The sequence below is a fragment of the Cerasicoccus sp. TK19100 genome, assembly GCF_027257155.1.
Classification (GTDB): Bacteria; Verrucomicrobiota; Verrucomicrobiia; order Opitutales; family Cerasicoccaceae; genus Cerasicoccus; species Cerasicoccus fimbriatus.
This window is the reverse complement of sequence record NZ_JAPWDU010000001.1, coordinates 226,909-251,967: the sequence shown is the minus strand read 5'-3', so window position 1 is coordinate 251,967 and position 25,059 is coordinate 226,909. Positions and strand designations below refer to the sequence as shown.

Here is a 25,059-nt window from a genome sequence, read left to right as displayed (position 1 = left end):
GCATTGCCCTTCTATTCGAAACGAAAGGGAGGCTTCGCATTGATAGTATCGATTACCCTAATGGCATTCATCTTTATGCTGGTTGTTACCCTGGCGATGCTGGTTCAGGTAGAAATCCAAACAGCAAGTGTCAGTTTAAAAGAAAAGCAGGCCCGCCAAAATGCCCTTTTTGCGCTGAATGTTGCGCTCGGGCAGCTTCAACAAAAGGCCGGCCCCGATCAACGCACAACCGCCACAGCAAGCCTAGGAGAAGAAGCAACCGCTTTGACGGAGGCGAATGCAGCGGACAATGGACTGGGCTACGTTAACGATGGGACTCGCTACTGGACGGGGGCATGGGGCCATAAAAAGGAGCCTATCTCGATCTTCACAGAGCAGACAGAATCGGTCCTCCTGGGCTGGCTGGTAAGCGGCAATGAAAATAGCGCCCAGATAGATGTTAACCCCAATGGCCGAATACTATCTCCCTCAGGTGCAATTCCCCAGACCTATACACCCGCACTTGCTGTCAGCAAAGTGGAAGGAGGCGCCCTAGATAGCTCTGTGAGGGCAGAAGCCGACCTGCAATTAGGCACTGCGCCTGCGAAGCTGCTGGTCGGGCCTGGAAGCGTGGGAGACGATGTCAGCGGCTACGTCGTAGCTCCACTGGTCGAGTTCAGCCAAGACGATGTAACAGCAAGCACGAACCGTTATGCCTGGTGGGTGGGAGATGAGGGAGTTAAAGCCCGCTTCAATCTTACCGACCCCTATATCGGACAGGTTACCCCCGATGCAGAAAACACCAAAGAAAGCCGTGAAAGTCGCTATCGTTTACTTGCCAGCCAGCGCAACGGTATTGAGCGTATGACTGGAATCGGCGATAGCAACTACCCAATTGCCACTGCCACGGAAACCGATGAAGCCTATTTGGCAATTGGTCGAACGCACTCCCTGGAGTCATTGTATTTGGCAATGCCCAATGTCGAAACCACGAGCATACTGAGCCACTTCCATGACTATACGCCCTATTCGAGCACTGTCTTGGCCGATACTCAATTCGGCGGACTGCGTCGTGACCTCAGCTTCCATCTTGATGACCAATCGGGAGATACCTTTCTAGACGGCCGCAATATCCTGCCTGATGGCGAAATACCCACCTCCGAGTTTTCCGGCAGTCGCTATGCGGCTAAACCTTCGCTGTTTTCAGAAGAGCCCAGCCAAGGGGGCCTTGGATACACCAGCTTAAATCTAAGCCCCCGGCTTGGACCCAAATGGGATCAAGTCAAGTCATTCTACCAAACCGCGTATAATGAGCCCACTACTCTGGAGGTTCGCCCTGCGGTCGATGTCGATGCAGATCCTGTCGTTGTTCAATCAGCCATCACACCGGTCATACTTGATACACGACTCATGTTTGCCGTGGAGCAGGGACCAAAAATTGCCACTACATTTACCATCGTTATTGGTAACCCCTATAGCCGTCCCTTGGTCGCCTCAAATGGGCTCAACGTGCGGATAGCCCATCATCCTTTTCGTTATGACAACAGCTTTTGGGGAGAAGAACTCGGCCTCATATTGAACTATATTTCTCCCATTCAAGGTTATGATGCTAACGGTGAGGAAATACGCGACATTAGCAGTGTATTTAAGCGCAAACAAGGCACGCGTAGTAAGCACTCACCTGCCTTGGAGGACGAGGCAGATTTGCAGGGTCCCTACAAGAGCAGCCATTTTTTTCATGCCTACTATCCCATACTTAAGTTTCGAGCGCCTTATGGAGCAAATGCTCCTATTGATCCCGATGCCTCTCATCCTGGATTGCTCGATCGGGTTTATTTTCAAATACCCCCAAATCAGCTCAAACTTGCCCCAGGCGAAGCCAAAGCCTATCGTATCGCAGAAGGCTCAACATTACCTAGTGAAACTATCATCGAAAACGGTAAATCGATTACGATGAAGGTGATTCCGCTAGAAGAAATGACTGACTCCTTTCCAACTTATTATACCGAAAACTGCGATTCATATTATGTAAACGATCCAAACCTGTGGAGCTATGAAGCAGGTGGTTTTTATAGAGGTAGTCTGAATATAACATCTCAGCGCGGCGCCTACGGTGCAACGATAGATTTCACTCTCACGCTCCCCAACAATCCGGAATCACCCTTATCCCAGTTTACCGCCGGCAACAGCAATACTGATGATGTAGGAAGCACGGGAGTGCCTAGATATACGTATTATAAAGACATTTTCGCTCAAGTTCCTGAGCCTATCAGTGGTGTGCATTACTACCGGGATTTTGGTCAAAGTTCATTTTCGACAAAACCAACAATCACCCAGTATGGCGGCCTAAACCTCACCGGAGTCGTGACCAGCTCTCCACGTTATTATGACGGCACATCGAGCGAAAGGTACAAGTCTTCAAGGGAATCTACAGTGACAGGACAAGACCGCTATTTAACCTCAGAGACAGCCTTTAGTACCGACTTTGATCCTTCTAATCCCCTTCAGGCAGCATGGGGACAAGAAGAAATCGGTGGAGAAGGCTCAACTCGTATTGCTCCTTCAGGGCAGCTTATTCTACGGGATCAACCTGCTGCACAATCCCCTGAAGAAATTGCCTTCCTCTCCATTGGCCAGCTCCAACATGTAGACCTTACAGCGGATGACGAAACATTATCGACGGGCCTGCAAACAGGTAATGCCGTTGGCAACTCCTGGTATTCATTTATGGTTCCGCGGGAAGACAGCAGCACGGAGCCTGATGAAAATTGGAGCGCCCAGAGATTCAGCTACTATAATCGTGACAGCGAGCCGGGAGACAGCATGCGCTACCCCGGCTATGTTCCGGATTTGCCCAAAACCGATTTAATTCAGTATTACGACATTAGCTACTTGCTGAATGCTGCTTTATGGGACTCTTTCTATTTCTCTGGCATACGTCCGGCAAGCGGTAGTGATTCTCGTCCAGCACCATTATCAGCAAATCAGCGCCTTACCTGGGTAATGGACACACCCACGCTGGGAGAGCTTCGAGCCAGTGACGCCTCAGTCCTTATCCAAGACCCCAGTGCTTTACTACCTGGAGAAAATGGACGCGCCCCCGCTGCTTTTTTGAAAAACGAAGGCAGCTTCAATGTCAATTCCACCTCTGTTGAAGCTTGGAAAGCAGTTTTATCGGGATTGCGTGGTCTGGCCGCTAATCCGACAGAAACACCGAATCCAGATTGGACTCCCTTCGCTCGATCTATCAGGCAATCAGGTCTAGCTCAGGCTGTTTTGAGTGAGTCTGTAGCCAGCAAAGACAATACCTACGATGGTTATCGCGCTTTAACGGACGACCAAATCGATGCATTGGCTACAAACATTGTGGCCCAAGTAAAAGCACGTGGCCCATTTCTATCACTCGGGCAGTTTGTAAATCGCGTCCTTACCCCTGCGGCTGACTTCGGGGATCCAATTAGCGATTTGAGTATATCTGGAGCCTTGCAACGCGCAATTGACCAAACCGACATCAATGAACCTTTGCGCGAAGCGGCGCCACTCAGTCCTTATAAGAATGCTAAAATATACGTCGACCATTCCCTGATGCCGACGGGAACAGGCTCCGGGATTGGACGCTATCAGGGTGCACCTGGGTGGCTGACACAAGCAGACATTCTGGAATCGCTGGCCCCTGCCCTCTCAGCACGATCCGATACTTTTATAATCCGGACCTACGGTGATGTAAGAAACCCTTTTACCAATGAAATTGAGGGGCGCGCCTGGTGCGAGGCTGTCGTGCAGCGTATCCCGGAATATGTCGATGACTCTGTCCGCCCAACTGTATTACCGTCTGATGCCGGAGTGGAAAATCAGAACTACGGACGACGTTTCCAAATCATGGCTATTCGCTGGCTCTCACCCGATGAAGTTTAAACTTTTGATAACCTTACTTGTCGCTCTTGCTTCAGGGGCTAACCAACTGCTATTGGCAGCGCCTCAAGAGTCTGGCTATCGCTTTCGCGCGATTGCATGGAATATGCCGATACCCGATGCCTTATATAAAAATGGCAACGAATACGTTAGCATGGATTTGATGAGAGGAATCCTATCTAGCGAGCAAGTTATAAATGGAGATGGGCAACTGGTGTTTTATATCGAGCGTGAGGATGAAAAAGGTATGCCGAAAAAAGTGCCATTTGCAGAAGTGCAATTACTGCCTTTACCCATGAAAAATCTCGTCGTTGTCTGGCGCAATTCGGCTGGACGGTTTGAGGCTCTTGCACTTCCAGATGCCCCCGACACCCCTGGTCCTCGACAGGCGCGATTGGTTAATCTTGTTGATCGGAAACTAGCTTTAAATACGAACGGCAATACACAAGTTATACCTGCCGGTGAATCCCTCACAGTCTCAGCCGAGGGCAAAGGCGTCGGCATTAAGATTGCTCTGGAAATGGAGAATAGTGAGGGATGGAAACTGGCAGCAATGAATGCCATCCGAGTGCGCCCATCCACACGGGTTAACGTCCTCATCGCCGAGTCAAATTCCCTGGCTACGGCACCTGAAGATGAAGGGAAAGAGATTGTAGCGAAGCCACTGAGCCTGCTGGTAATAACAGACACTATTGCAAACCCTACTGAATAGATCGATCATGCGTCAAATGTTACTGCCTTCAACTCCCATGGCTTCTAGTAGAATATGAAGGCTCTGGCCGAGCACTCCGGAGGCAGATGCCAAGCCGTAAATTAGGGCATCAAAGTAAAGGGAACACCAAAAACATTACGTCAAAAGATATGTCGTTACCGTTTTCATTGTTCTCTGGGCTTCACTCAATGCCAAGCAATAGATTTTAATTACTTTCTAATATGTTATCTGAACACCACCTTCCACAACTGATCCCCAACCGCATCAACGCGGCAATCAAACGGTTAAAAGCTGAGATATGGATTAACGTCCAGTCTGTGCGGGTAGAGGCAAGCAAACCAAGAGCGGAGCAAATGCCCTTACTGGAGGCGAAGAAACTACCACTCACCCCCGTAAGCAATTGCTCTTTCTGGGGGAAGTTATTTGACCAACGTTGGTGTAAGGTAACTTTGCCGGAAACTGCAGGCAGCAATACCTGGCTCGCATGGCTGGACCAAGGGGAAGCTACGCTTTACCTCAATGACCAGCCCTACTTCGGCTTCAACGTCGCTCACCGCCATTGTCGGCTACCGAAGGGAACGCAAGTAGTCTGGAACAGTCCAGTTGCATTCAAAGCGCCATTTGGCACCCCGAGGCCAATGGCATGGATGAGAAAGGCAGTTATTTCGAGGGGGCATTCATCGAAGAGAGGAACGACTTGGCCTGGGAGGCTTACAATGATCTCAAATGCCTTTTCGACCTCGCCTTGGATCAGCGCATGCGTGAAAATGCAGCGGTCGGCACCGCCCTCAAAGAGGCTGGACAACAGCCCCCTGTAGACAAGTTTTCACCGGTATATCGACGTCTACTCCGCGAAATGGATACAGCCGTGACCGTCTGGGAAAACTCTGGCCTCAAAGCCATGCGAAAACAGCTGGCTAAAGTTTACAAACAATTCCGCATGGATAAGACCTTTTCCCGCTGCGTGCTTACTGGCCATGCACACCTGGACTTGGTCTGGATATGGCCAGAGCGTATGGGCGAGCTGAAAGCGGTCAACATTTTCGCGACGATGGATCGGCTGATGGAAGAATACCCTGAGTTTCGCTTCGCTTATAGTCAGCCTGCTAGTTATGAAGCGGTGGCGCGCCGCGAACCCAAGCTATACCAACGCGTCCTCGGGCGCATCGATTCAAATCAGTGGGAGGCCACAGGAGCCATGTATGTTGAGTCGGACACGACCATGGCCTGCGGCGAAGCCCTTGCCCGCAGCTTTGTCCTTGGCCAAAAAGGTTTTCTAGAAATCAACGGCCAACCGGCACGGCTGACATGGCTGCCGGATGTCTTTGGCTACGCTGCATGCCTGCCGCAAATCATGAAGCAGACCGGGGTGGACTTTTTCTTCACCACTAAGATGACCTGGAACGCGATTAATCTGTTTCCTTACAGCAGCTTTATCTGGCGCAGTCCCGACGGCTCTGAGGTTCTCGCACACGTTACGCAGGAGTCTGGCTATGTGACCCACATGACCATCGATAACATTAAGGCGCCCATGAACGCCAACCAACAAGCGGATGTTCATGAGGATTTCCTTCTGCCAACTGGCTACGGAGATGGTGGGGGTGGTCCGACCGCTGAGATGCTGGAGCGGGCTCGTCGTCTTGATTCACTACCGGGTATGCCGAAGATAGAATGGGGCCAGCCCGAAGCGTTTTTCCAGAACCTGGAGTCCGCTCGCGACCGTCTGCCGGTGCACCAGGGAGAGTGCTATCTCGAATATCACCGCGGCACCTTTACGACGCATGGCAACCTCAAGAGCAGCTTCCGTAATCTGGAACGCTCCATGCAAATCGCCGAAGCCGTTGCAGCCGCCACTGGCTCGCGCTGGAATATGCATGAGGCCTGGAAGCGGCTCATCTTTGCTCAGTTCCATGACTACATTCCGGGCAGCTCTGTCTGGGATGTTTATCTGGAAGGATTGCCGGAACTCGACCGACACGCCGAGAACCAACTCAAGCAGGCCCAGAAAACTTTGTCCGGCAAAGGCCAGGCTTGCCTATTTAACCCCCATGCGGTCACCGTCCGCAAATGGGTACGCGATCCAGAAAATGAAAAAGAAACCTACGTGAACCTGCCGCCCTTGTCGGGCTCAACTCTCGACAGCGTGGCGCTGGAGATTCCAGATGCAGTCCGTGTGAAAGGTAGAAACGTCTCCAACGGTCTGGCGAGCTTTCATCTCAATGCCTTTGGCTGGGTCGATAAACTGGAATGGGAAGGTGTTACTGTTCCGTTGACTGGCCCCCTCGGCCAACTCATGCTGTACGCAGACAAAGCTGGAAACTTTGAAGCATGGGACATCGATCGTCATGTGCTGTCCCAAGGAAACCTCTGCAAAAGCAAGGCCGCCATCACGACAATCCATGACGGACCTCGATCTGGGTTTGCCGTCAAACGCAAAATCGGCGACAAAAGTGAGGCGACCGTCAAGTTCCTGCTTGAGTCCGGCAGTCCGCTCTTACACCTCGAAATCGAACTCGATTGGCAGGAACCGGAAAAGCTGCTCAAGCTCTTGGTCCCAACCGCTTATGCCGCCACGTATGCACGCTTTGGCGGACCGTTTGGCTCGGTGCAACGCGCGCAGGCGCCCAATGGCCTGACCGCCGAAGCCATGTGGGAAGTGCCCTTCAGCCGCCACTTGGCCGTGTATGACGACGGTGAACGCGAAGGCTTGTTCGCTGTAACAGAAAGCAAATACGGCGCAACTGTGCGCAATGGTCAAATAGGCATAAGCCTAGTGAGGAGTCCACGGGTAACCGGGTTTGACAACCACGCCTTTGCTTGGCCACCACACCTTACGCGCCTAACGATTGACTCTCCCTATAGCGATATTGGCAAACATTTCATACAACTCTCCTTGGGGCGCTATGATTCCGGGCTCTCCCGTGAACGGCAACCAGCCTCGATAGCTGAGACGCTCTTCACTTCCCCGCTCTCCTACAAAGGCACTCCAATCGAGCCAGCGATTCAGTCACTGGAAGGTGGCGAAACCTTGGTGCCCTGCTGGGTTAAACCCACCGACGACGGAGGCTTCATTCTTCGCCTGCATGAAGTCGCTGGCCAACGCGGCCAAGTTAAGGTAACGACACAGCCTGGCTGGAATACTTCATTAACCAATCTCAGCGAAACGACCCCAGAGCCCTGCAAAGGCGCCATTACTTTCGGTCCCTACCAAGTGATCAGTCTCTTGGTGGCCAAAACGTAATATCTAAATGGGGAATCGAACCCCGTCCGAACTTACTCAAAAGAATCTACGGACCAACCATAGCCGAGAGCATGCCAACTGCTTGCCGGGCCAAAGTAAAATATGCGCCATGAACAGCTCCTCGACTAACCAACCCTACAGGTTTTTCAGGAGCTAATCTCGCCTGCTTTAAACTGAACGACCAATCACCTAGCCCTCCTCGTGGCGCAGTCCCGGATTACCAACCATGCCCGCCGTATCTTTCAACTCCAATGCTCTCGGCTCAAAATTGCTATTGGCGCGACCATCCACGCGATATCCCCTTGAACAAAAAATGCCCTCACCTTCAGTCAACAACAGACACAGATGATGGGAAAAGCTGAAATTGCGACAAAATGGCTTAGAGTTGATGTTATGAAATAGATCACCATCGACTCGCCTGAGGGGATAAAGTTTGTACAAAACGGTTATGAAATACATCTCCGCAGCCCGACCATAAAGGATCAGTTGCGAACTTTTGCTTAGGGTTAGTCCCCCTTTCGCACACCAGCATCGAGCAATGCTAAACTACATGATTGGCAACGTCTTATAGAATTGATATTCCAGCATGAAATTTTCTAGGCGAAAAATATTATGGTTATTTAATGCCATAAATAACCGCACCCTAGCTTTTTCCTGCCCGTAATACCTGGATATTCATGGGGGATAGAAAGACCGCAAATCCCAACAGCCATAGGTGCCTGAAGATTGCCTGACTTCTAGTAAATCACTACACTTTCATCCAAAAAATCATTCCTCGACAGCCATCTCTTACAAATCGCCGCCGAAATTAAGCATTTTAGCAGAATCCGTACAGCAATAAGAAGCAATCTGAGCCAACTTGCTTACTATTCAAGCGCAATCTAAGCAGAGAAAAACTACGCAACTTGGCGCTGGTAGTAGTTCAACAGTCCACCCAAGCAGGAACTCTTGACCACCCTACCCTCGCCGTTCACCGATCGCTCATGCTCCAAGCAAGGAAACGGAATCTTGTTGTCCAATCCTTGATGATTCCGTTCTGAGTGATAATGCTCCATAATATACTGCTCAATCGCTCGGCGCACGGAACCTTCACCGATCAGGATTAGCTGATTCAAGCATTCATGCTAGATCGATCGGACAAACCGTTCGCCAAAGGCATTCCAGTTCGGCGAACGCGCCGGAAGCTTAATCGCTCGGATATCCACACTGCGAAAGACCTTACCAAATGCTCTGGTAAAATTACTTCCGCGATCATGAATGAGGTAGCCCTGAGGCCAAGGCCGTGAAGCGGTCCATCGGAGCCAGTCAGTTCTCTGACTTGTTGCTCGCAGCATTCGCCAGTTGGATGCTCAGTCATGCCACCGAAAATCACCCGGCGACTTTCCAGGTGAATGAGAAAAAGTACATAATAGGTTGCTAGATGAAAACCGTTCCAAGCTTCGACAGTGAAGAAATCGCAGCCCAAAAAACATCTTTGTGACGTGCAATGAAGTCGGCCCACCGCGTTTTTTTTCCAACGCCCTAGCGCTGGATCAATACGGTTACGTTCCAGAATCTGGCGAACTGTTTATATGCAGATCGAATGACCCAGATTGTTCATGCGGTTCCAATATTCAGAGAACCGGAAAGCACCAAAGGCTTCGCCAGCAATACTTTTCCTTCTATTATAATCAATTTTGGCGCTACCGCGAGGAAGTCGCAATCCATCCATTCATGAAGTCGATGAATTTTAGGCAGTATAGGGAAAAGTAGTCAGTAATCCCTGCATTCATCCGATTAGAGGCATGCTTCGCGAGTAAGGCTCTAGCCAATGAGACCCCAATTCAAATTGCTACTAAAGCAATTATTATTGACGCCCCGCAATTTCTATAATAGCAATCCCATGGCCTTAACAACCCCAACTAAACCAAACCCCATCGCAAAACTACCCACAAAAAATGAAAAAATTAATCCTATTCGTATCTTCGTTAGTCAGCATTCCCCTCTTCGCACTGCAACTGCATGTTAGCAACTTTGGCGCGATACCAGACGACGGAATCGATGACACCAAGGCAATTAATGACGCGATAGCTCAAGGAAACAACAATACGATCATCTTTGCCCCAGGCGTTTATGATCTCATCACTCCAGACCCGGAACCAGATCGTTACTTAAAGATCAGCTCGCTGCACAATGTCACCCTTCAAGGCGCAGTGACTTCCGCCGGGAGGCCCGACACCACGCTACTTCGCCATCTCACGGTTGAAGAAATGGCCAGTCCTCCTCGCACGGCTTATATTTATAACGGCAGTAACATAACTCTGAAAAACTTCATCATCGACAACACCCCCCACCTTTGTACATCCGGAGAGATTACGGAAAAATATACCCTTTCCGATGGAACTCAAGGCATTCGGGTTGCGATATTCCCAGGGCTCCCAATGGATGCTGACATGCCCTGCTATTCAGCCAATGCCTGGAACCCTGACACACAGGACCTCAAAGAAGGTGTCGAAAGCCTGACCTACACAACTTCCCCGGGTGATTGGACCATCCATGACGCAACTAACCGGATTATGGACCTGAACAATCCAACCGGACTCGATTTCTACAACGATATCGAAGTAGGCGAATTCATTTCCTGGCACTACGGATGGGATGGGAAGCACCAATTGCAAGCTGTGAATACTGATGGCGTGACGTTCGAGAATCTGACGATCCGCAATGCCGTAAACATGGCCATAATCTTCGGTGCCTGCTCAGACATCACCTTGACCGACATCACGATGCGACCTTCAGGTAATCAGTTGCCAGTTGGGCCACGAGACGGCATCCATATCTCGCGATGCACCGGCGCAGTGAATATCTCTAACCTGGACATCACCGGCGTTCGCTGGGATGGCTTGGTCGTTCGCACTCCTTACGCCAGAATTCTCAATATTACTGGTGCCAATAGCCTGAATATGGCCGTGGAAATGAACACCTTTAGCCAACCAATCGCCGCCAATAGCATCCTGACTTTCGTTGACTCCAATGGACAGTGGACCGACCTCAACGTAAACAACGCTTATCAATACGATATGCAAAATGACGAAAGCTACTATGCGGTGACGCTTAATGCCAACCTACCAAGCTTCGCCCAACCCGGGACCAATCTACATGTTGGCGGCCTGGCACCTAGCTCTGTCAATATTTCCGACAGCAATTTCGAGAGCATTGCCGGAGCTTCAATGATCCTTCTGACCAATGATGTAACCGTCGAGAACACATCGCACCGCAAAATCATGTTTGAAGCGATTCATATGGGCGCACACGCCGCAGAAGGAATCACCGGTGACAACATCCAAATCTTGAATTCGACATTCGACAGCTGTGGATGGCTAGGCAAATGGGGCCAACCCGCTGGCAGCATTATCCTCTACAACGCACACAATGTCGCCACCGAAGATCGTCTGCAAAATGCCGTCATTTCAAATAATCTATTTACCAATCAGCTCTACGATGCGTCTATTCCCTCCATCTACCTGGCGCACATCAACGGCGTCACACTCAATGGAAACACCTTTGAGAATGTCTTCAAGGGAATGAAATTCGACACCTCGACGGCAAGCAACTACACCGTCACGAACAACGAAATAATCATCGATAATACTCGTAATACGACGACCTACTCCGAAGTTTCGGGCAATTTCAACAACAGCTCACTCCAAGGCTATAATGGCTCCAATACCCGCTATGCCTGGTGGAGCGGCGCAAAAGCTGAGTGGACCTTTATCGCGCCCAAGTCATCCAATTACGATGTCTACATCTATGTGGTCGAGCATGCCAATGCCGACTCCAACGCATTGATTTCTGTCGAGAGCGACAGCACACTGGCTCAGTATAGCGTCGACTTCACGTCCGGTGGCAGCGGGTGGCGCTACCTGGGAACCTATCCCTATACCGGCCAGGCCTCCTACACGATCTCCAATCAGGGACAGGGTGGCTACTTACGCGCCGACGCCGTACGCTTTGTTCAACAATAAAGCAGAAAAGTTCTCCGGGCGAAGCATATGCTAAGCCCGGAGAACTACCCTTTTGTTCTACCCCCCCGGTAGAATTAAATACATTCAGTCTTCCACAGCGCTATTGCTGAATAGTAAATCCCGACAGAGGCTCTCGCGCTTTACCTGCATGATATCTGTCTCAAAAGTATCCTCCTATTGCCCGCTGGGTAGGACGCTGTGGAAGTTATTGCCCGAGCGAAACTGCCCTATCGTTATCTCACCAGGCCCATTGTTTACGACCGCAACTGAATGCAGCATCGCCTTGCTTTGTCTTTTCTGGTTGATCGGCCAACCGTTCGTCATGTTGGTGTTACCCTCGGCGTCGATATTGGGATAAAAATACGGCTCTTGGATTTCTGCCGGAAGCGGTAGCGGATAAGCAATCATGCTGACGCTATCCCGCTCATTTGCAGCGCCAGGAGTCACACGGATCACCAATAGAAAATCCTCACCATTGCCGAAGAACGGCGTCTGGCTTTCAGAGGATGGAAAGGCAGTCTTCGTCGATGCCAAGCTCTTAAAATCCTCTGACTTGTTATCCCAGCCCACAGGCCGGTCACGCAAACCGATGGCCAGATCATTGTCACGATCAACGCGGGCAGAGAGCGTCATCGCCTTGATGGCATTATAGAATTGGACTGAGAAGTCCGTCGGAGATTCTTTTTTGACCTCCAAACTAAAGTAGTGCGGAAGACGCCCCTCGATAGCGACAGGCTTTGCCAAATCAAATTCGCTCGAAGCGCCCTCTCCGAGCGTAACAAGATCGGATGACAGCTGCTGCGTATCCCCAATCAGTTGGACACGCTGCTGATCCGCCAGAATAACCACCTCTTCCGGCTTACGATTCAGCATCCGCCGCGGACGAAAGATTCTCAGATAATCCACCGACATGACATCGCCATCAGCCTCGTCGGTAAGCGGCGTCCAAGGGCTATCCCAGGGAATGTTGCTAAAGATGACCTTCATTCTATCGCCATTATAGCCGCCACGATAGACCCAATCATCCTGACCATGATTTCCATAGGCCTCCTTTTCATAATCAGGATGCCATCGATCAAATTTGCCAATCCCTGTCCACCACTGGTCGACATACTGAAAGTGTGATTTACCGCGCCAGACTTCTTTGCCATCGAAGGTAAAGATGGTCTCGTCTTCACCGTACCAGAGCCCCCAGACATGGTAATCATCCCACGTGTGTCTTATATTCGTTCCCTGGGCGATATGGCTGTGCTTGCCGTCCTCGTTAAAGATGTATCGATAGCCTTTCCAGTCGTGCCAAGCAAGATGCCCGCGGCCCGTATTCTCAAGCTCTGTGTCTCGACGAGTTTCAACAATATCGATTTCGTACTTATCACGCGTCTCACCCGCGCCATCCACATTCACACAAGCTAGCCAGAAGGCGTTATTAACTCCGCTAGCGTCACCCGGCTTAAAGCGTGCCTCAACGTAACTGTTGAGCGGCAGGGGTTCACGCATGTAAACATAACCGGCAGTCCATTGCGCAGTCTTACCTTTATGTTCACGCTCCTCCTTTCGAACATGGAGCAAGAGATTGCCATCTTTGACCTCCAGATTTTCAGGGCCGCGAAGCGTGTCATTTTTGATGCCCGCTTCACCATACTCACGCGACACCCATACATCGAGATCCAGTTCTCCGGTGTTAAAATCATCTTCGAACACCAAAACCAGCTCCTCCCCCGTTGGATTAATGATCGGTTGCGGTGATGTCGACTCAGCTCCATCTAGCGCTGCGTCCATTGCCCTACCAGCATCAGGTGGAGCACTGGCAAGAGGTACTGGCGGCAACTCATTTTTACTACAGGCGGCACCAAGCAGGAGCATGGAGACACCCAGGATCATAAGCTTAAAGCGGTCTCTTCGAGAGGTAACATTTGGAAGGGTCATGACATAAAATTGAAATTAATATTGCTATTAAAGCAAGATTATATTTAGAAATCTGTTTCACAAAAGCGGCTAATCCGTCGCTACGAATGTTTACCTATAGAAGAAGCGAATATATTTTGAGAACAGATTGCTACTCGCTTCCCGTAAAACACCTAAAGCCTCGAAAGAAGTATTGACAACGCCCATTATCTGCTATTATAGCAATATTTAGTTTCTACTTTAACGGTTAACCTCTACGTTTAAAATGCCCCAAATCAAAGAAGTTAAACAAGGATTCACGCTGGTGGAATTACTCACCGTGGTTGCCATCATCGCAATCCTCGGTGCCATCCTCATCCCAGTCGTTGGCAATATTAAACACTCGGCGCATAATACAAAATGCGCCTCTAACCTTCGCCAACTTGGCCTTGCGACCATAAGCTATGTTCAGGAGAACGAGTCCACCTTACCGCAGTTGGATTACACCTTCGTCGAAACCCTTTTCCCCTATATTTACCCAAATCGCGCGGATAGCGTGCCAGAAATTAAAAGCGGCGAGGCGTTCCCGGAAGGCTTGATGAACACCGTCTTTGAATGCCCATCAATGGACCATGATGTCATAAATGCCCGAGGATACGCCATCAATGATCGCTTGGCCTACATCCAAATAGTCGAGACCGACAACGGTAATAAACCAAACAAGTGGAACCTCCCCATATCAATCATCGAAAACCCAGCGCTAACCGCAATTTTCTCAGACACCTACACAACCAGCAGCATGACTGCCGCTATGCTCCCAACACAGGTCCAATCATTGGAGCGTCACGATCATAACAATGTCGTTTTCCTCGACGGCCACGTCGAAGAGATTATGCCCGACGATCCACGCGTTGAAGAGATTCACGGACCTTTCTGGAAAGGAAAACGCGCCTACTGATCGTCATGCTGCCCAAACACTTTTCACCATCCCAATTCGCGTATAACAGACCCATCAATTAATCCACGAAAAACCAAAATACTATGAAAATCACCCCAGCACTCCTCTCCATACTGGCGTCGACCAGCGTTAGCTTCGGCTTCACAACAATTGCTGATTTCAATAGCGTCTCCACGGTGCCCACTACCTTGAACACAAGTCCCGCTAACACTACGGGATCTGGCTTTGCAGGAGGCAGCGTCTGGGACAGTGGTTCTACAACTTTGGTGGATGTCATTTCCGATGATCTCTCCGCTCCAAGCGGCACCAATTACAATCGGCCGCAAAGCACTGGAGCAGGCCCGCGCAAGGTGCTGTTTGAGCTGTCAACAGCCAGCCCATTCACCGGAACCAACAGCCGCGCAGTAGGTCGCGACCTTGAGTCAACGGTAAACAGCGGCGAGGCCTGGATATCTTTTCTCGTTAATGTGCCATCGGCTGGTAGCGGCTCTTTCGCCGCCATTGCCTTTAACAACTCCAACCTCAATGCTTCCCTTGGAAATGGTATGATTCTAGGTGCCGGTTCCGATGGAAATCTTTACTACACAGGCAACGGCATGGGAGGAAACAGTCAGGTCACCGCCAGCAGTGTCATTGTTGCCGATAGCAATAATCTAATTCTCGCTCGACTGGACTTCGACACCGACACGATCGACATTTGGGCTAACCCTGATGTCGACAACCTGGGAACAGCCGACATTGCTGGCGCTTCCATTGCCAGCTCGGTAACCCCCGGCCTAACCCGCCTAACCGTTGGCGGCAACAATGACGCGCAGCTCGATAATCTGCTTTTCAGCAACGACCCGGACTCCTATTTCCAGGTAACTGGATCAACCATCCCTGAACCTGCGACCTATGCAATGATGCTAGGTGCCCTGACTCTGGGCATTGCAACCATCCGTCGGCGCCGCTAAAACGAGCCCATTTTTACTTTGACAAAGCCGCCTGCACAGGGCGGCTTTTTATCGTTTTTCCAGAGATACTTGATTCCCCATGCTAATCTTACTCGATGGAGACAACCATCCTCTCCCACCAAGCAGGATCTCGAGACAAAGCGTGAGATGACGTTGCCAAAAGACATATTCCCGTAAAGATAGATCGAAAGAAGATGGTCGCATTACCCAAACAGCCGAATAAAAGCCTCATCGATGGCATACTCTGCCTCCAGGCGGTTTTGAGCCGCTCCGAACCGGTGGGCGTCGCCCAAGTCGCTGCGGAGCTGAATATGGAAACGACTCGCGTGCATCGCTTGTTAAGGACCTTAGCCGCATCCGGTATGCTTCACTGGACAGACAAGCGAAAATACGCCGCCGGCCCCGCGGTGCCTGTGTTAGCGACACAAACCATGCATGCTTCGGGCTTCTACAAAGCGATAGGTCCGATGGCCAGCTTGCACAATGAGCTAAATATGACTACCGCCATGGGACTCCTGTGGAATCGATCCGTCTCCTTCCTTTACCACGCAAAGCCCGATGAGCCTCTTACCACCGCAATCAGCAGCCTGGACGTATGGCCAGCCACAGTTTCCGGCTTGGGCATTGCACTGCTTGCCCTACTCCCGGATGAGACAGTCGTTGAATTATATACGGGCCGGGATATCCCGAAATTTGACTCAGTAAAGCATCTACAGGAAAAGCTTTCCGAAGTTCGTGAATGCGAATACGCCATCCATGATAATACGCTGGCGATTAGCATTGAAGTTAATTTTATGGCGGCCATCGGCTTCAGTTCGCCAAAGGTATCGCCCAAGACGGTCTCAAAATATCTTCCTCGTCTACTACAATGCAAAGAGGAAATTCTCCAAGAGCTTAGCTCTGAATCCAATAAGGCTCACGACAAGCCCATCTATTAAGGAGCCCCCCCCCCTCAACTAGCGCAGTTCTAAAACCGCGAAGGAATATACTTGCGCCATTAATGTCGTAAATACGGGGCAAAAACTGCTTATCAAAGCAACCACTGGCCCTCCCATATAAGGGTTACCCAGCCAAGAATACTGGCATTTGCCGGTTGACGTCTTGCTAATAAAGCAAATACAATAGTGCAATAATAGCAATTTTTGTGCAATGGATACATCGCAACCGATTACAACGACCGCCCCTTCAGAAACAATCTGCCCTACATATATCGACATCAGTCACTACACGCGACCAGGAGACGTTGATTCAGCGCCGGGAATACGGCAGGCGGTTAGGGAGGCGAAAGAGACAGGCATTACCCGCATACATTTTGAAGCAGGACGCTACATTCTAAAGAGCAGCATCGCCCATGCAACAGGCGGCATTATCCACGACGCCGGAAGCCGTGACATCGAACAAAAAAAGGACTGCCACATCCTGCTCGATGACTTGCCATCATTCACCCTCCATGGTGCCGTCGACCAAACCGGGAAACCAGCCACCACTCTGGTCGGCTGGAACGATTTAAAAAACGATGACTTTCTACCGGCGATACTCTGGTGTGAACACTGCCCTGAGCTAAGGCTGCAAAACTTGGCGTTCACCCGCGAGCCAGCTTTTACTTCCGCTGGTCTGGTAACCCAAAAAACAAACGACGCCATAATCGTCGAAGTCTTGCCGGGCTGCCCGAGTTGGGACAATATGGGTGCGTATTGCGTTAACCGTTTCACGGACAATGGCGCAAAGCTCACCGGCGAGAGCATCACCTACGGGCAAGGTGCCAGCGCTAACTGGAAATCTGCTGGCCAGGACCGCTTGAAGATCAGCGATGCACGCATGCACGCTATGGTTAACTGCGGCGAATACCTCTCATGGCATCAAGGAGCCAAAACGGATTTCCAGATTTACATCAGCCAATGCGATAACCTTCATTTACAGAATCTACGCACTTACAACAGCAACGGTTTCTGCATGCTTACTGAAAGCTGTCGAAACATCACAGCCAATGCTGTTCACTTTCGCCCCGATGGCCACCGACTTTTTACCGGTCCTCGGGACGCTTGGAAAATCTTTAAGTGCAGCGGACGCATTACCGTGGATGACTTTCAAGTCCATGGCGTACGTATGGACGGGCAAAACATGCACAGCAACTGGCTTCACTTCCAGAGTCACATCGATGCGAACGAAGCGATTTTCTTCTGCAAGTACACCTACGCGCCGATCCTGCCCGGCAGCGTGATTGAGTTTTATGATCAACTCTCGCAACAAACTCGCATCGTAAAATCCGCCAGGTTGGAGTCAGTCGTCGAGAACGAAACAAGAGGGCATCTCTATCGAGTTCAGTTCACGTGTCCCATTCCTGAGTTCGTCCGAAAAGACACCATATGCTCTGCCCGCGGATGGGAAGCCGATCAATACACATGCACAAATTCTGAGTTCATGAACATTGCGGGAGCCGGTCATCTATCTCGCTATGACAACTTGACCATTCTCAATAATCGCTACCAGAACATTATGAACCCCGGAGTGCTGCTGGGCGCGGAAATGCCAACCCACTCCGAGGGAGGCCATGCGACGAACATCCATATCGCACAATGCGAATTCGATAACTGCGGATTTTTCCCAAGGTATGGAACCGCAGGCTGCATCGGCGTGCATTCCTTTGGCTTCGACCTACCGCTTAATCATGACATTGAAATTACGGAAAACCACTTTCGAAACTCGACCATTGGCATTCAACTGATGACCGCTCGCGATGTGAGAATTTGGAATAATCAATACGAGAATATTGATGAACGTGTTCGGATCGATAAAGACACTACGCGCTCAATCCATATCGACGAAACCTAATTTTTGAGCCTTTAGCCGTTTTTCGAGAAACTAATCATCCACTCGAATAGCTCGAGTAGATTTTTTATCAACCGCCACCGACTGCTCAAACCCCTCATAGACGTTGTTAAAGATATGAACGTTCGTAGCATTGCGGACATCGATCGCCACCGCATCAGGATAGCCATGAGGATTTTTGAAAGTGTTCCCGTAAATTTCAATATGCTGATTATACATGGGATTCTCAAAGTAGCGATTCAGTGAGTGAATCAGCAAAATCGCCGGCTGTCCGCGACGCGCAATGTCGACCCAACTAACGTCTTCACACAGGTTATTGCGGAAAACGATATTCCTCGCGAAAGCGCCGGAAACATAGTTTGCGCCTAGCTTGATCTGATAAGAGTTATCCCGAAAAATACAGTCCTCGATGATGACATTCTCTTCAAAATTCACAATCGCACTGCCAAAGTTTCCTTCAAAAACGCAGTCGCGGATGATCCCTCTATCGAGGGTATAAGTCTGAAAACTAATGACATCTCCGGAAGCGACGCCATCTGGCAATCCACCTTCAACACGATAAAGATAGCGCTTCTCCCCGATCGTCTCGACCTTCGCTACATTGCGATCCTGTGGCTCCGCTCCAATCCAAAACCGCAACGCGTCGCCTGCCGGGATTTTTCCAGCGGGCTTAAGATTGGTTTCGATAACAATTTCTCTATCCGACTTCACTTCCTTGATCACGCCAAAGCTTTTACGAATGACGAGCGGGTCCATGCGTAACCCCTTGAAATAACAGTCCTCGACCAATAACTCTCCAGCAGTGTTACTGAAGTGAACGCCATCGCGACCACCAACAGCCAGATTTCCATTTTCCGGCATAAACCGCATCTGCCTCAGGGTGACATTGCGATTGTATCCAGCCAGAATGCCAGCGTTACTGACATTTGGAAGATTGATATTTTCCAGGACAACATCTTCCGAGTACATCATCTCGATCTGATTAAACGCGTCGCTCGATTTATGATGCCAGCTAACCAAGTCTCCCGGCTCAAGGTAGTCACTGAACCCCTGCCCCGTCATCTTCAGCAAACGGCCATCTGAATTAGGGACAACCGACCAATACGCCTGAACATTTAGCCCAATCGTGAGTGTCGCCTCCGAAGGTCTAGCTCCGAAACGCTTAAGTGTTCCGGAATCCTGTTCCCAGGCATGAGCTGAAGCAGCTCGCATGCCGTCGTAGGCAGGCAACGATGGCAGCACTTCAACCGTGACCGTATCATTCTCCTTATCCACGGCGACCACCCGCGCAGTCGAGCCCATGGGTGGATCATTGCTCAAAATAAAATTCCTTAAAGCTAATCCTTTGGCGTCGTGGATACGCAATTGGATCGGCGGCTTTGAATCATTATTCAGTGTGATGGCCCTCTCCAAGCGGGTGGCGGGCATCCCTGCCGTATCCGTTGCGCCAAGCAGCTCAAGATCCCTCGCACCATTAATCACCAAGTAGTTGTCGTGCCCGTATCCCGTCACAGATACGACTTCCAACAAACGATACGTTCCCGGCTCAAAAATCAACCGTTCGGCTTTCTGCTCTATCGCCGCTTCGATGGCTTTTTGTATCGCCGCTGTGTCACTGAGCTGGTCATTCGGAATCGCTCCAAAATCTCTGACGTGCAACTCAGTCGACTCCGCACCCAGGCAAGCGCCAGATAAAAGCGCCAGTGACACAAGAAACTCTCTAAGAAAAGCAATAAGCTTAGGCATGATTTAATTCTCCTTAATAATAACTCTATCGGTATTCTCACTGACTTCCACCACAGCATCTAGTCGCCTGGAATCATTGATACGGTTTCCTTCAATTATGACTTCTTCGGCATTATTCACATAAATGCCAAAGTGACTGCGATCGTTGTCGAAGTCGTTCAAATCACTCGTCAGCAAGTTATTCAAAATCTGAACATTCCGAGCATTCTGTACGGATATACCGTACTCCTGCCAGTTATTGATTCGGTTACCAGATATAAGGATGTTTTCATGCCCACGGCCATCCGCCAAGGCGTGGGCCATCTTGTACATAATTACTTCGATTTGACCTTTGCCTTCCCTGCCCCTAACGAAGCCCGAATCAGATATCGTATTGTTCAGAATGTAGATATCCTGACTGCTCAGGCCATTGCGCCAAAGATCAGGTTCGTTGCGTAGAACAATCGGCACATTGGAAATATAGGCGTAGTCATTTTTTTCGATAACGCCACTAATTGCACGCACGACAGTCCCAAAACGACGAATGCGGGAGAAACGATTATTCCGCACAGCGAAATCGCGGTTCACTAAAGTGAGGCTAAAGATTTGATCGTTGAGCAATGGGTCCGACCGATTGGTTTCAAGTTGCTGCTTGATCGGCTTAGTCAAGGTAAGTAGAAAATGCTCCTTCTCAACGCCGCCGGAACCAGCGTTTTGCAGCTCAATAGAGTCGACCTTCGCCTCCTCAACAACCGTGGTTCCATCGCGTGGATTGAAAATGCGAACCGAGTGGCCAGCCTTCAAATTACAAAACTGAAGATCAACCCGAAGCTCTGTAGGCGATTCCTGCTTGAGAATAAAGACGCCCTTGGCGTAGATCGCAATGGCGTCATCGCCTATACCTTCAAAATTACATTTCTCCACCCAAGGGCCAACTTCGCTTGAGCGCACGTGCAACCCATCCGCATTGCCGCCAAACCATTGGCCATCGGGAATCAGAGACTGACAATGCAGCACCTTTAGCGCAGAGCTCTCAAAACTCGTATAATGTCCGCCTGAAACACCATAATTGGTTAGATTGAAGAACGTGACATTCTTTCCGCCTTCCACCCGAGTCAGCCCGCGCCCTTTATGGCGTGCAAAAACTATGTATTTACTTCCGGGCGTGAAGAACTTCGCCTGATGCGGCGACTTAAGTTCAAGCGTGTATGTGGCTTCGCGTTCTCCATTAACCTGCTTACGGACCTTACGCTCAATCGTCGATAAAACTAGCGGCGAATCGTCCAGGAGCTTGCCCGGAATTCTCGGATCAAGAAGCACCCCCCAAGTCCAATGCTTGAGTATGGTCGGACTATCAAAAGCAGGTAACTCAGGGTGCTCCATGACCACGCTAAACTCACCCGTCGAGTCATCCACGCTTTGCACAACGCCAATTGCAAAAGGAAGGGGATCATAACGGATAGTTAAGTCGCGAATCAGGATGCCATTGCACTCAATTAAATGAGCGAGACCACGATCCACTTCAGTAATGATCAACTCAGCCCCCTGCCCTTCAATGATCATATCCGACACTTTGTTCAGCCTGATCAAATCCGTATCAGTGGGCGCAATGCGATAATGCCCCTTCTTCGCGAAACGAACGATACATGGCGTGTTCGCGGCAGCTTCTTTTATGACCTGTTCAATTCCAGCCGCATCAGCACCATCCGGAATGTCATAGATGTTCTGAATATCCCGGATTGTAAATTGAGATACCGAGGCCGGGCTCACACCGCCATCTTCTCCAATAGGTCGCACCCGCCAATAAAGCTCCCCCACCGGCAAGGGCTTATCCACCACATACCGCGCAATCTCCATCACGTCGCGATCAATGATTTTCTTAAACTCCGGATCTACCGCGATCTCGATCTCATAGCGATCAGTGTCAGGCTCTGAAGCCCAGAAAAAGTCAGGCGTTCTGGAAAAAGTCGTGGAATTGTTGGCAGGAGTCAGCAGTTGAAGCTCTGCCACAGGACGAGACAATTGTGTGCTTTCCTCTACGGCGAAGCTTTCCAAGCCATAGATCAGAGTAAACACCGCCCCTACCCATAGTCGAAACAGCAACTGGATGTGGTAAAATAAGCGCAACATGTTAAGACTAAAACTCCAAAACCAACTTCGGCTCGCGCTTCATCAGAGAGGTTCCTTTCTCTGAAAAGAAGATAACTCCGGCGTCATCCACCATCCCCTCGGAAACGATAATGAGCGTAAGATACCTCGAGCCCGTCCGATCACTGCCAACTTTCTGAATCATTTTCACAAGTCGCTCGTCACTCCAAACCACAGCCTCGTCACCTTTCAAGGTAGAGGTATCAACCTGCGTAGTCGCCAGCAATGTAGCCTTTCCTCGCTCCAGCAAACTAGGGTTATTGGCGTCATTCGCGGGCGCGTTCTCCCAAGTGATCGCTGACAAAGTCGGGTCATCGATATCACTCGTAAGTCCATACACCGATATAGGTGTCAATCCTGCCGGTTCGCCCAGGAGGTAGTCTTCCACTCGCGTGTTCAGCGAAACTGACGCGTTCTCCAGATCGTCCAGAGCATCTTCACTAAGGTCTGCTAAATCAAATACGAGATAGATCTTATGCGCATGCCCGCCTCGTGCTGAAACACGCAACGTTTTGCTGGGCTGAACCACCTCCTCAGGCGTATATCTGGAAACCGAGCGATCAGCATGCGCGACAATTTCCATTTCGCCGGATAGCGTCACTGCCAGGAAGAGAGATAGTCCGATTAAATATCGGGATATTTTCATGATATTATTTGGGGTTCTATTGTTTTTTTATCAGAAGAATCATCCACCGCGACATCATGGTCATTCCGATGCTCATCAAACTCATGCACCGAACCGTCGTCATCAAATTCGCGCTTGGTCTGCTTTAAGGTTCGGAACAGATCAAACAGATCTCGTGTACCGCCAATTAAAAACCATACGACAGTAATCACGCCCATTACACCGCTGAGAATAACCATAAAAAACCACCACTGCCCCCAGACTTGGTTAGAAATCCCAACCGTTAGGCCAAGCACAGTGCCAACGATAAAACAGATAAACCAAAACAGCGTCCAGGTAACCTTTAACCGGTAGATGAAGCGGTCGCCGCGGGTAAACTCGTCAGTGAATCCCATCAAGCGCCCCACTAGCCCAGTTGGCTGATGATCTCCCTCGACCCTTGAATCCTCCAGCGCATACTCGCCACGATGCAGCATTTTCTCCAAGTTGTAAGGTTGTCGGCAAGTTGCGAGCGAAACGACAACAAAGCTGAGGATCGAGCAAATGTAGGCAATCATGGCCAGCCATGCGCCGTTGAGCGGAAACTTGGGAGCCAAGCTAACCAAAGCGGGAATCGATGGCCACACCGCTTGCAATGTAATCCCCCCAGCACCAATCAGTAGACCAACCGTCATGGATGTCCAAGCCCCTTGCGTCGTAGCACGCCGCCAATAGAGACCGCCAATAATCACGGCACCCGAACCACCGAGATAGATGGTCCCCGTCAACAACATATACATGAAGAGATAATCTTTTAGCGGAAAAAACCAGCTCCAGAAAAAAGCAAAGAGGGCAACGCCAATAACGGACAGCCTCAGTAGCACCAGTTGTTGCTGTGGCGTGAATGGTTTGTTGCGGAATGGCAAAACGACATCCTGAATGAAAATGCTCCCCCACGAATGCAACTGCGTGTCGTCAGTTGAGATAGCCGCAGCAATCATCGCGGCGGCAAATAGCCCTACGAGTCCCACCGGGAAAAGCTGGCTCATCACCATTGGCGTCAGCATCTGCTTCTGGGTTTGCGGATCTACAATCTGGCTTATCGACGCCTGAGCCTCGCTGGCGGTCTGTGAGTAATCTACATTGTGTAAAACCACATAAGCGCAGATGGGCATGATCAAAAACATGAGATAAGTTAAACCACTTCGCCACTCGGCCAAAACTCCAGCCATCTTCTGCTCGTGCGGTGACTTTGCCGCGCAATTATAACCCTGGTTTCCCTGCCAACCAAGACGGTTGTAGAAGATCTTAAAGCCAAAGATAGCGAAGAACCAGAAGTTGAAATCCTTGATCTCTCCCTGATCAAATGGGTTGAGCATGCTCTTGCCACTGGGCGCAGTTTCCAAGGTGGTGATGATATCGCTCCAACTAATTTTCCAAAGCAGCACCCCCATGATCAGCAAGAAAACGATGTTCACAAACTGCCCCTGGAAGAAGTCAGTAATCATGACAGCAATCATACCACCAAACAACGTGAAGCAGGCTGCGATTGAAAGCATCACCGCCATAATAAAGGGCATGGTGCTAAAGGTAAGGCCAAGCAGTTGAAAAGATTCAGGCAGCCCGCAAAAATGAATTAGAAAGAGCGCAGTGATACCAGGGAAAACGCCGTAATTCAGGATGCCGCTAATCCACGCCAAAATGCCGGCATATATTCGAAAACGCCGACTATACCTCATCTCAAAAAACTGAGCCATCGTCATCGCCCGGGTTTCACGGTAGCGGTAGGAAACCCATCCCGAAAGCGCCGCAACCATCGCAAGTGGTGCCATCATCAACCCCCACCAACTAGCCGCAAAACCAGCTTGGTAAAACTTCTCGAAATTCGCAATCACGGCAATGGCCCCCAAACCAGCCATGCCATCTGCAAGCGTTAAGAGGTAGCGCCCTGCCGCACGATTGGCGGCAAGGAAATCTGATACGCTGCGCGTATAGCGCTGCGCCATGTAAGCCATGGTAACAAGGAAGGCGAGGAAACCGCCTACGATGCTCCAGTCCAAGAGGGATAGTTTCATTTTCGATGCGGGGAAGTTACTCGATTAAAAAGTGA

Annotated in this window: 13 protein-coding genes; 8 read left to right on the top strand and 5 right to left on the bottom strand. The window is 50.2% G+C overall.

From position 1 onward, the window contains the following. Positions 1-60: 60 nt before the first annotated feature. The 4 genes from O3S85_RS00985 (at position 61) to O3S85_RS00970 (ending at position 11,848) form a co-directional block, all read left to right on the top strand. Positions 61-3,894 carry a hypothetical protein gene (locus O3S85_RS00985; protein ID WP_269537156.1) on the top strand — a complete coding sequence of 1,278 codons (3,834 nt, stop codon included), beginning with the start codon at positions 61-63 and terminating at the stop codon, positions 3,892-3,894. Further along, the gene (locus O3S85_RS00980) at positions 3,884-4,603 is read left to right on the top strand and encodes a hypothetical protein (protein ID WP_269537155.1); all 720 of its coding nucleotides are present in this window, start codon (positions 3,884-3,886) and stop codon (positions 4,601-4,603) included. The genes O3S85_RS00985 and O3S85_RS00980 overlap by 11 nt, the downstream gene beginning before the upstream one ends. 643 nt (positions 4,604-5,246) lie before the next feature. Next, positions 5,247-7,844 (top strand): alpha-mannosidase, encoded by a 2,598-nt coding sequence (locus tag O3S85_RS00975; RefSeq protein ID WP_269537154.1) that lies wholly within the window; start codon positions 5,247-5,249, stop codon positions 7,842-7,844. Positions 7,845-9,781: 1,937 nt separating this feature from the next. Beyond that, on the top strand, positions 9,782-11,848 hold the full coding sequence (locus tag O3S85_RS00970; protein WP_269537153.1) for a golvesin C-terminal-like domain-containing protein: 2,067 nt from the start codon (positions 9,782-9,784) through the stop codon (positions 11,846-11,848). Positions 11,849-12,022: 174 nt separating this feature from the next. On the opposite strand, the gene O3S85_RS00965 is transcribed toward O3S85_RS00970, so the two are convergent. Further along, entirely contained in the window at positions 12,023-13,729 is a 1,707-nt protein-coding gene (locus O3S85_RS00965; RefSeq protein WP_269537152.1) for a glycoside hydrolase family 16 protein, read from the bottom strand. 289 nt (positions 13,730-14,018) lie between these two features. Between O3S85_RS00965 and O3S85_RS00960 the strand changes: the two genes are divergently transcribed. The 4 genes from O3S85_RS00960 to O3S85_RS00945 all read left to right on the top strand — a co-directional run bounded on the left by O3S85_RS00960 (position 14,019) and on the right by O3S85_RS00945 (position 18,475). Next, positions 14,019-14,690, top strand: coding sequence for a type II secretion system protein (locus tag O3S85_RS00960; protein WP_269537150.1), 672 nt, complete (start codon positions 14,019-14,021; stop codon positions 14,688-14,690). An 83-nt stretch (positions 14,691-14,773) separates the two neighbouring features. Next, positions 14,774-15,643 (top strand): PEP-CTERM sorting domain-containing protein, encoded by an 870-nt coding sequence (locus O3S85_RS00955; protein ID WP_269537148.1) that lies wholly within the window; start codon positions 14,774-14,776, stop codon positions 15,641-15,643. Positions 15,644-15,903: 260 nt separating this feature from the next. Beyond that, complete coding sequence (locus O3S85_RS00950; RefSeq protein WP_269537147.1) at positions 15,904-16,581, top strand: helix-turn-helix domain-containing protein; 678 nt, start codon at positions 15,904-15,906, stop codon at positions 16,579-16,581. A 211-nt stretch (positions 16,582-16,792) separates the two neighbouring features. Further along, positions 16,793-18,475 carry a right-handed parallel beta-helix repeat-containing protein gene (locus O3S85_RS00945; RefSeq protein WP_269537146.1) on the top strand — a complete coding sequence of 561 codons (1,683 nt, stop codon included), beginning with the start codon at positions 16,793-16,795 and terminating at the stop codon, positions 18,473-18,475. A gap of 30 nt (positions 18,476-18,505) precedes the next feature. Here O3S85_RS00945 and O3S85_RS00940 read toward each other — a convergent pair whose 3' ends face one another. From O3S85_RS00940 to O3S85_RS00925, 4 genes are read right to left on the bottom strand one after another with little or no spacing between them, the layout of a single operon-like run. Further along, positions 18,506-20,218 (bottom strand): right-handed parallel beta-helix repeat-containing protein, encoded by a 1,713-nt coding sequence (locus O3S85_RS00940; protein ID WP_269537145.1) that lies wholly within the window; start codon positions 20,216-20,218, stop codon positions 18,506-18,508. A 3-nt stretch (positions 20,219-20,221) separates the two neighbouring features. Then, complete coding sequence (locus O3S85_RS00935; RefSeq protein WP_269537143.1) at positions 20,222-22,327, bottom strand: right-handed parallel beta-helix repeat-containing protein; 2,106 nt, start codon at positions 22,325-22,327, stop codon at positions 20,222-20,224. A 7-nt stretch (positions 22,328-22,334) separates the two neighbouring features. Further along, complete coding sequence (locus O3S85_RS00930; protein WP_269537142.1) at positions 22,335-22,991, bottom strand: hypothetical protein; 657 nt, start codon at positions 22,989-22,991, stop codon at positions 22,335-22,337. Then, the gene (locus O3S85_RS00925; RefSeq protein ID WP_269537141.1) at positions 22,988-25,024 is read right to left on the bottom strand and encodes a sodium:solute symporter family protein; all 2,037 of its coding nucleotides are present in this window, start codon (positions 25,022-25,024) and stop codon (positions 22,988-22,990) included. Before O3S85_RS00925 ends, O3S85_RS00930 begins: the two co-directional genes overlap by 4 nt. Positions 25,025-25,059: the final 35 nt, after the last annotated feature.

Bases quoted from the DNA above. Each gene is read 5' to 3' on its own strand.
- O3S85_RS00985 (WP_269537156.1), top strand. From the start codon at position 61: ATGGCATTCATCTTTATGCTGGTTGTTACCCTGGCGATGCTGGTTCAG.
- O3S85_RS00980 (WP_269537155.1), top strand. From the start codon at position 3,884: ATGAAGTTTAAACTTTTGATAACCTTACTTGTCGCTCTTGCTTCAGGG.
- O3S85_RS00975 (WP_269537154.1), top strand. From the start codon at position 5,247: ATGGATGAGAAAGGCAGTTATTTCGAGGGGGCATTCATCGAAGAGAGG.
- O3S85_RS00970 (WP_269537153.1), top strand. From the start codon at position 9,782: ATGAAAAAATTAATCCTATTCGTATCTTCGTTAGTCAGCATTCCCCTC.
- O3S85_RS00965 (WP_269537152.1), bottom strand. From the start codon at position 13,729: ATGATCCTGGGTGTCTCCATGCTCCTGCTTGGTGCCGCCTGTAGTAAA.
- O3S85_RS00960 (WP_269537150.1), top strand. From the start codon at position 14,019: ATGCCCCAAATCAAAGAAGTTAAACAAGGATTCACGCTGGTGGAATTA.
- O3S85_RS00955 (WP_269537148.1), top strand. From the start codon at position 14,774: ATGAAAATCACCCCAGCACTCCTCTCCATACTGGCGTCGACCAGCGTT.
- O3S85_RS00945 (WP_269537146.1), top strand. From the start codon at position 16,793: ATGGATACATCGCAACCGATTACAACGACCGCCCCTTCAGAAACAATC.
- O3S85_RS00940 (WP_269537145.1), bottom strand. From the start codon at position 20,218: ATGCCTAAGCTTATTGCTTTTCTTAGAGAGTTTCTTGTGTCACTGGCG.
- O3S85_RS00935 (WP_269537143.1), bottom strand. From the start codon at position 22,327: ATGTTGCGCTTATTTTACCACATCCAGTTGCTGTTTCGACTATGGGTA.
- O3S85_RS00930 (WP_269537142.1), bottom strand. From the start codon at position 22,991: ATGAAAATATCCCGATATTTAATCGGACTATCTCTCTTCCTGGCAGTG.
- O3S85_RS00925 (WP_269537141.1), bottom strand. From the start codon at position 25,024: ATGAAACTATCCCTCTTGGACTGGAGCATCGTAGGCGGTTTCCTCGCC.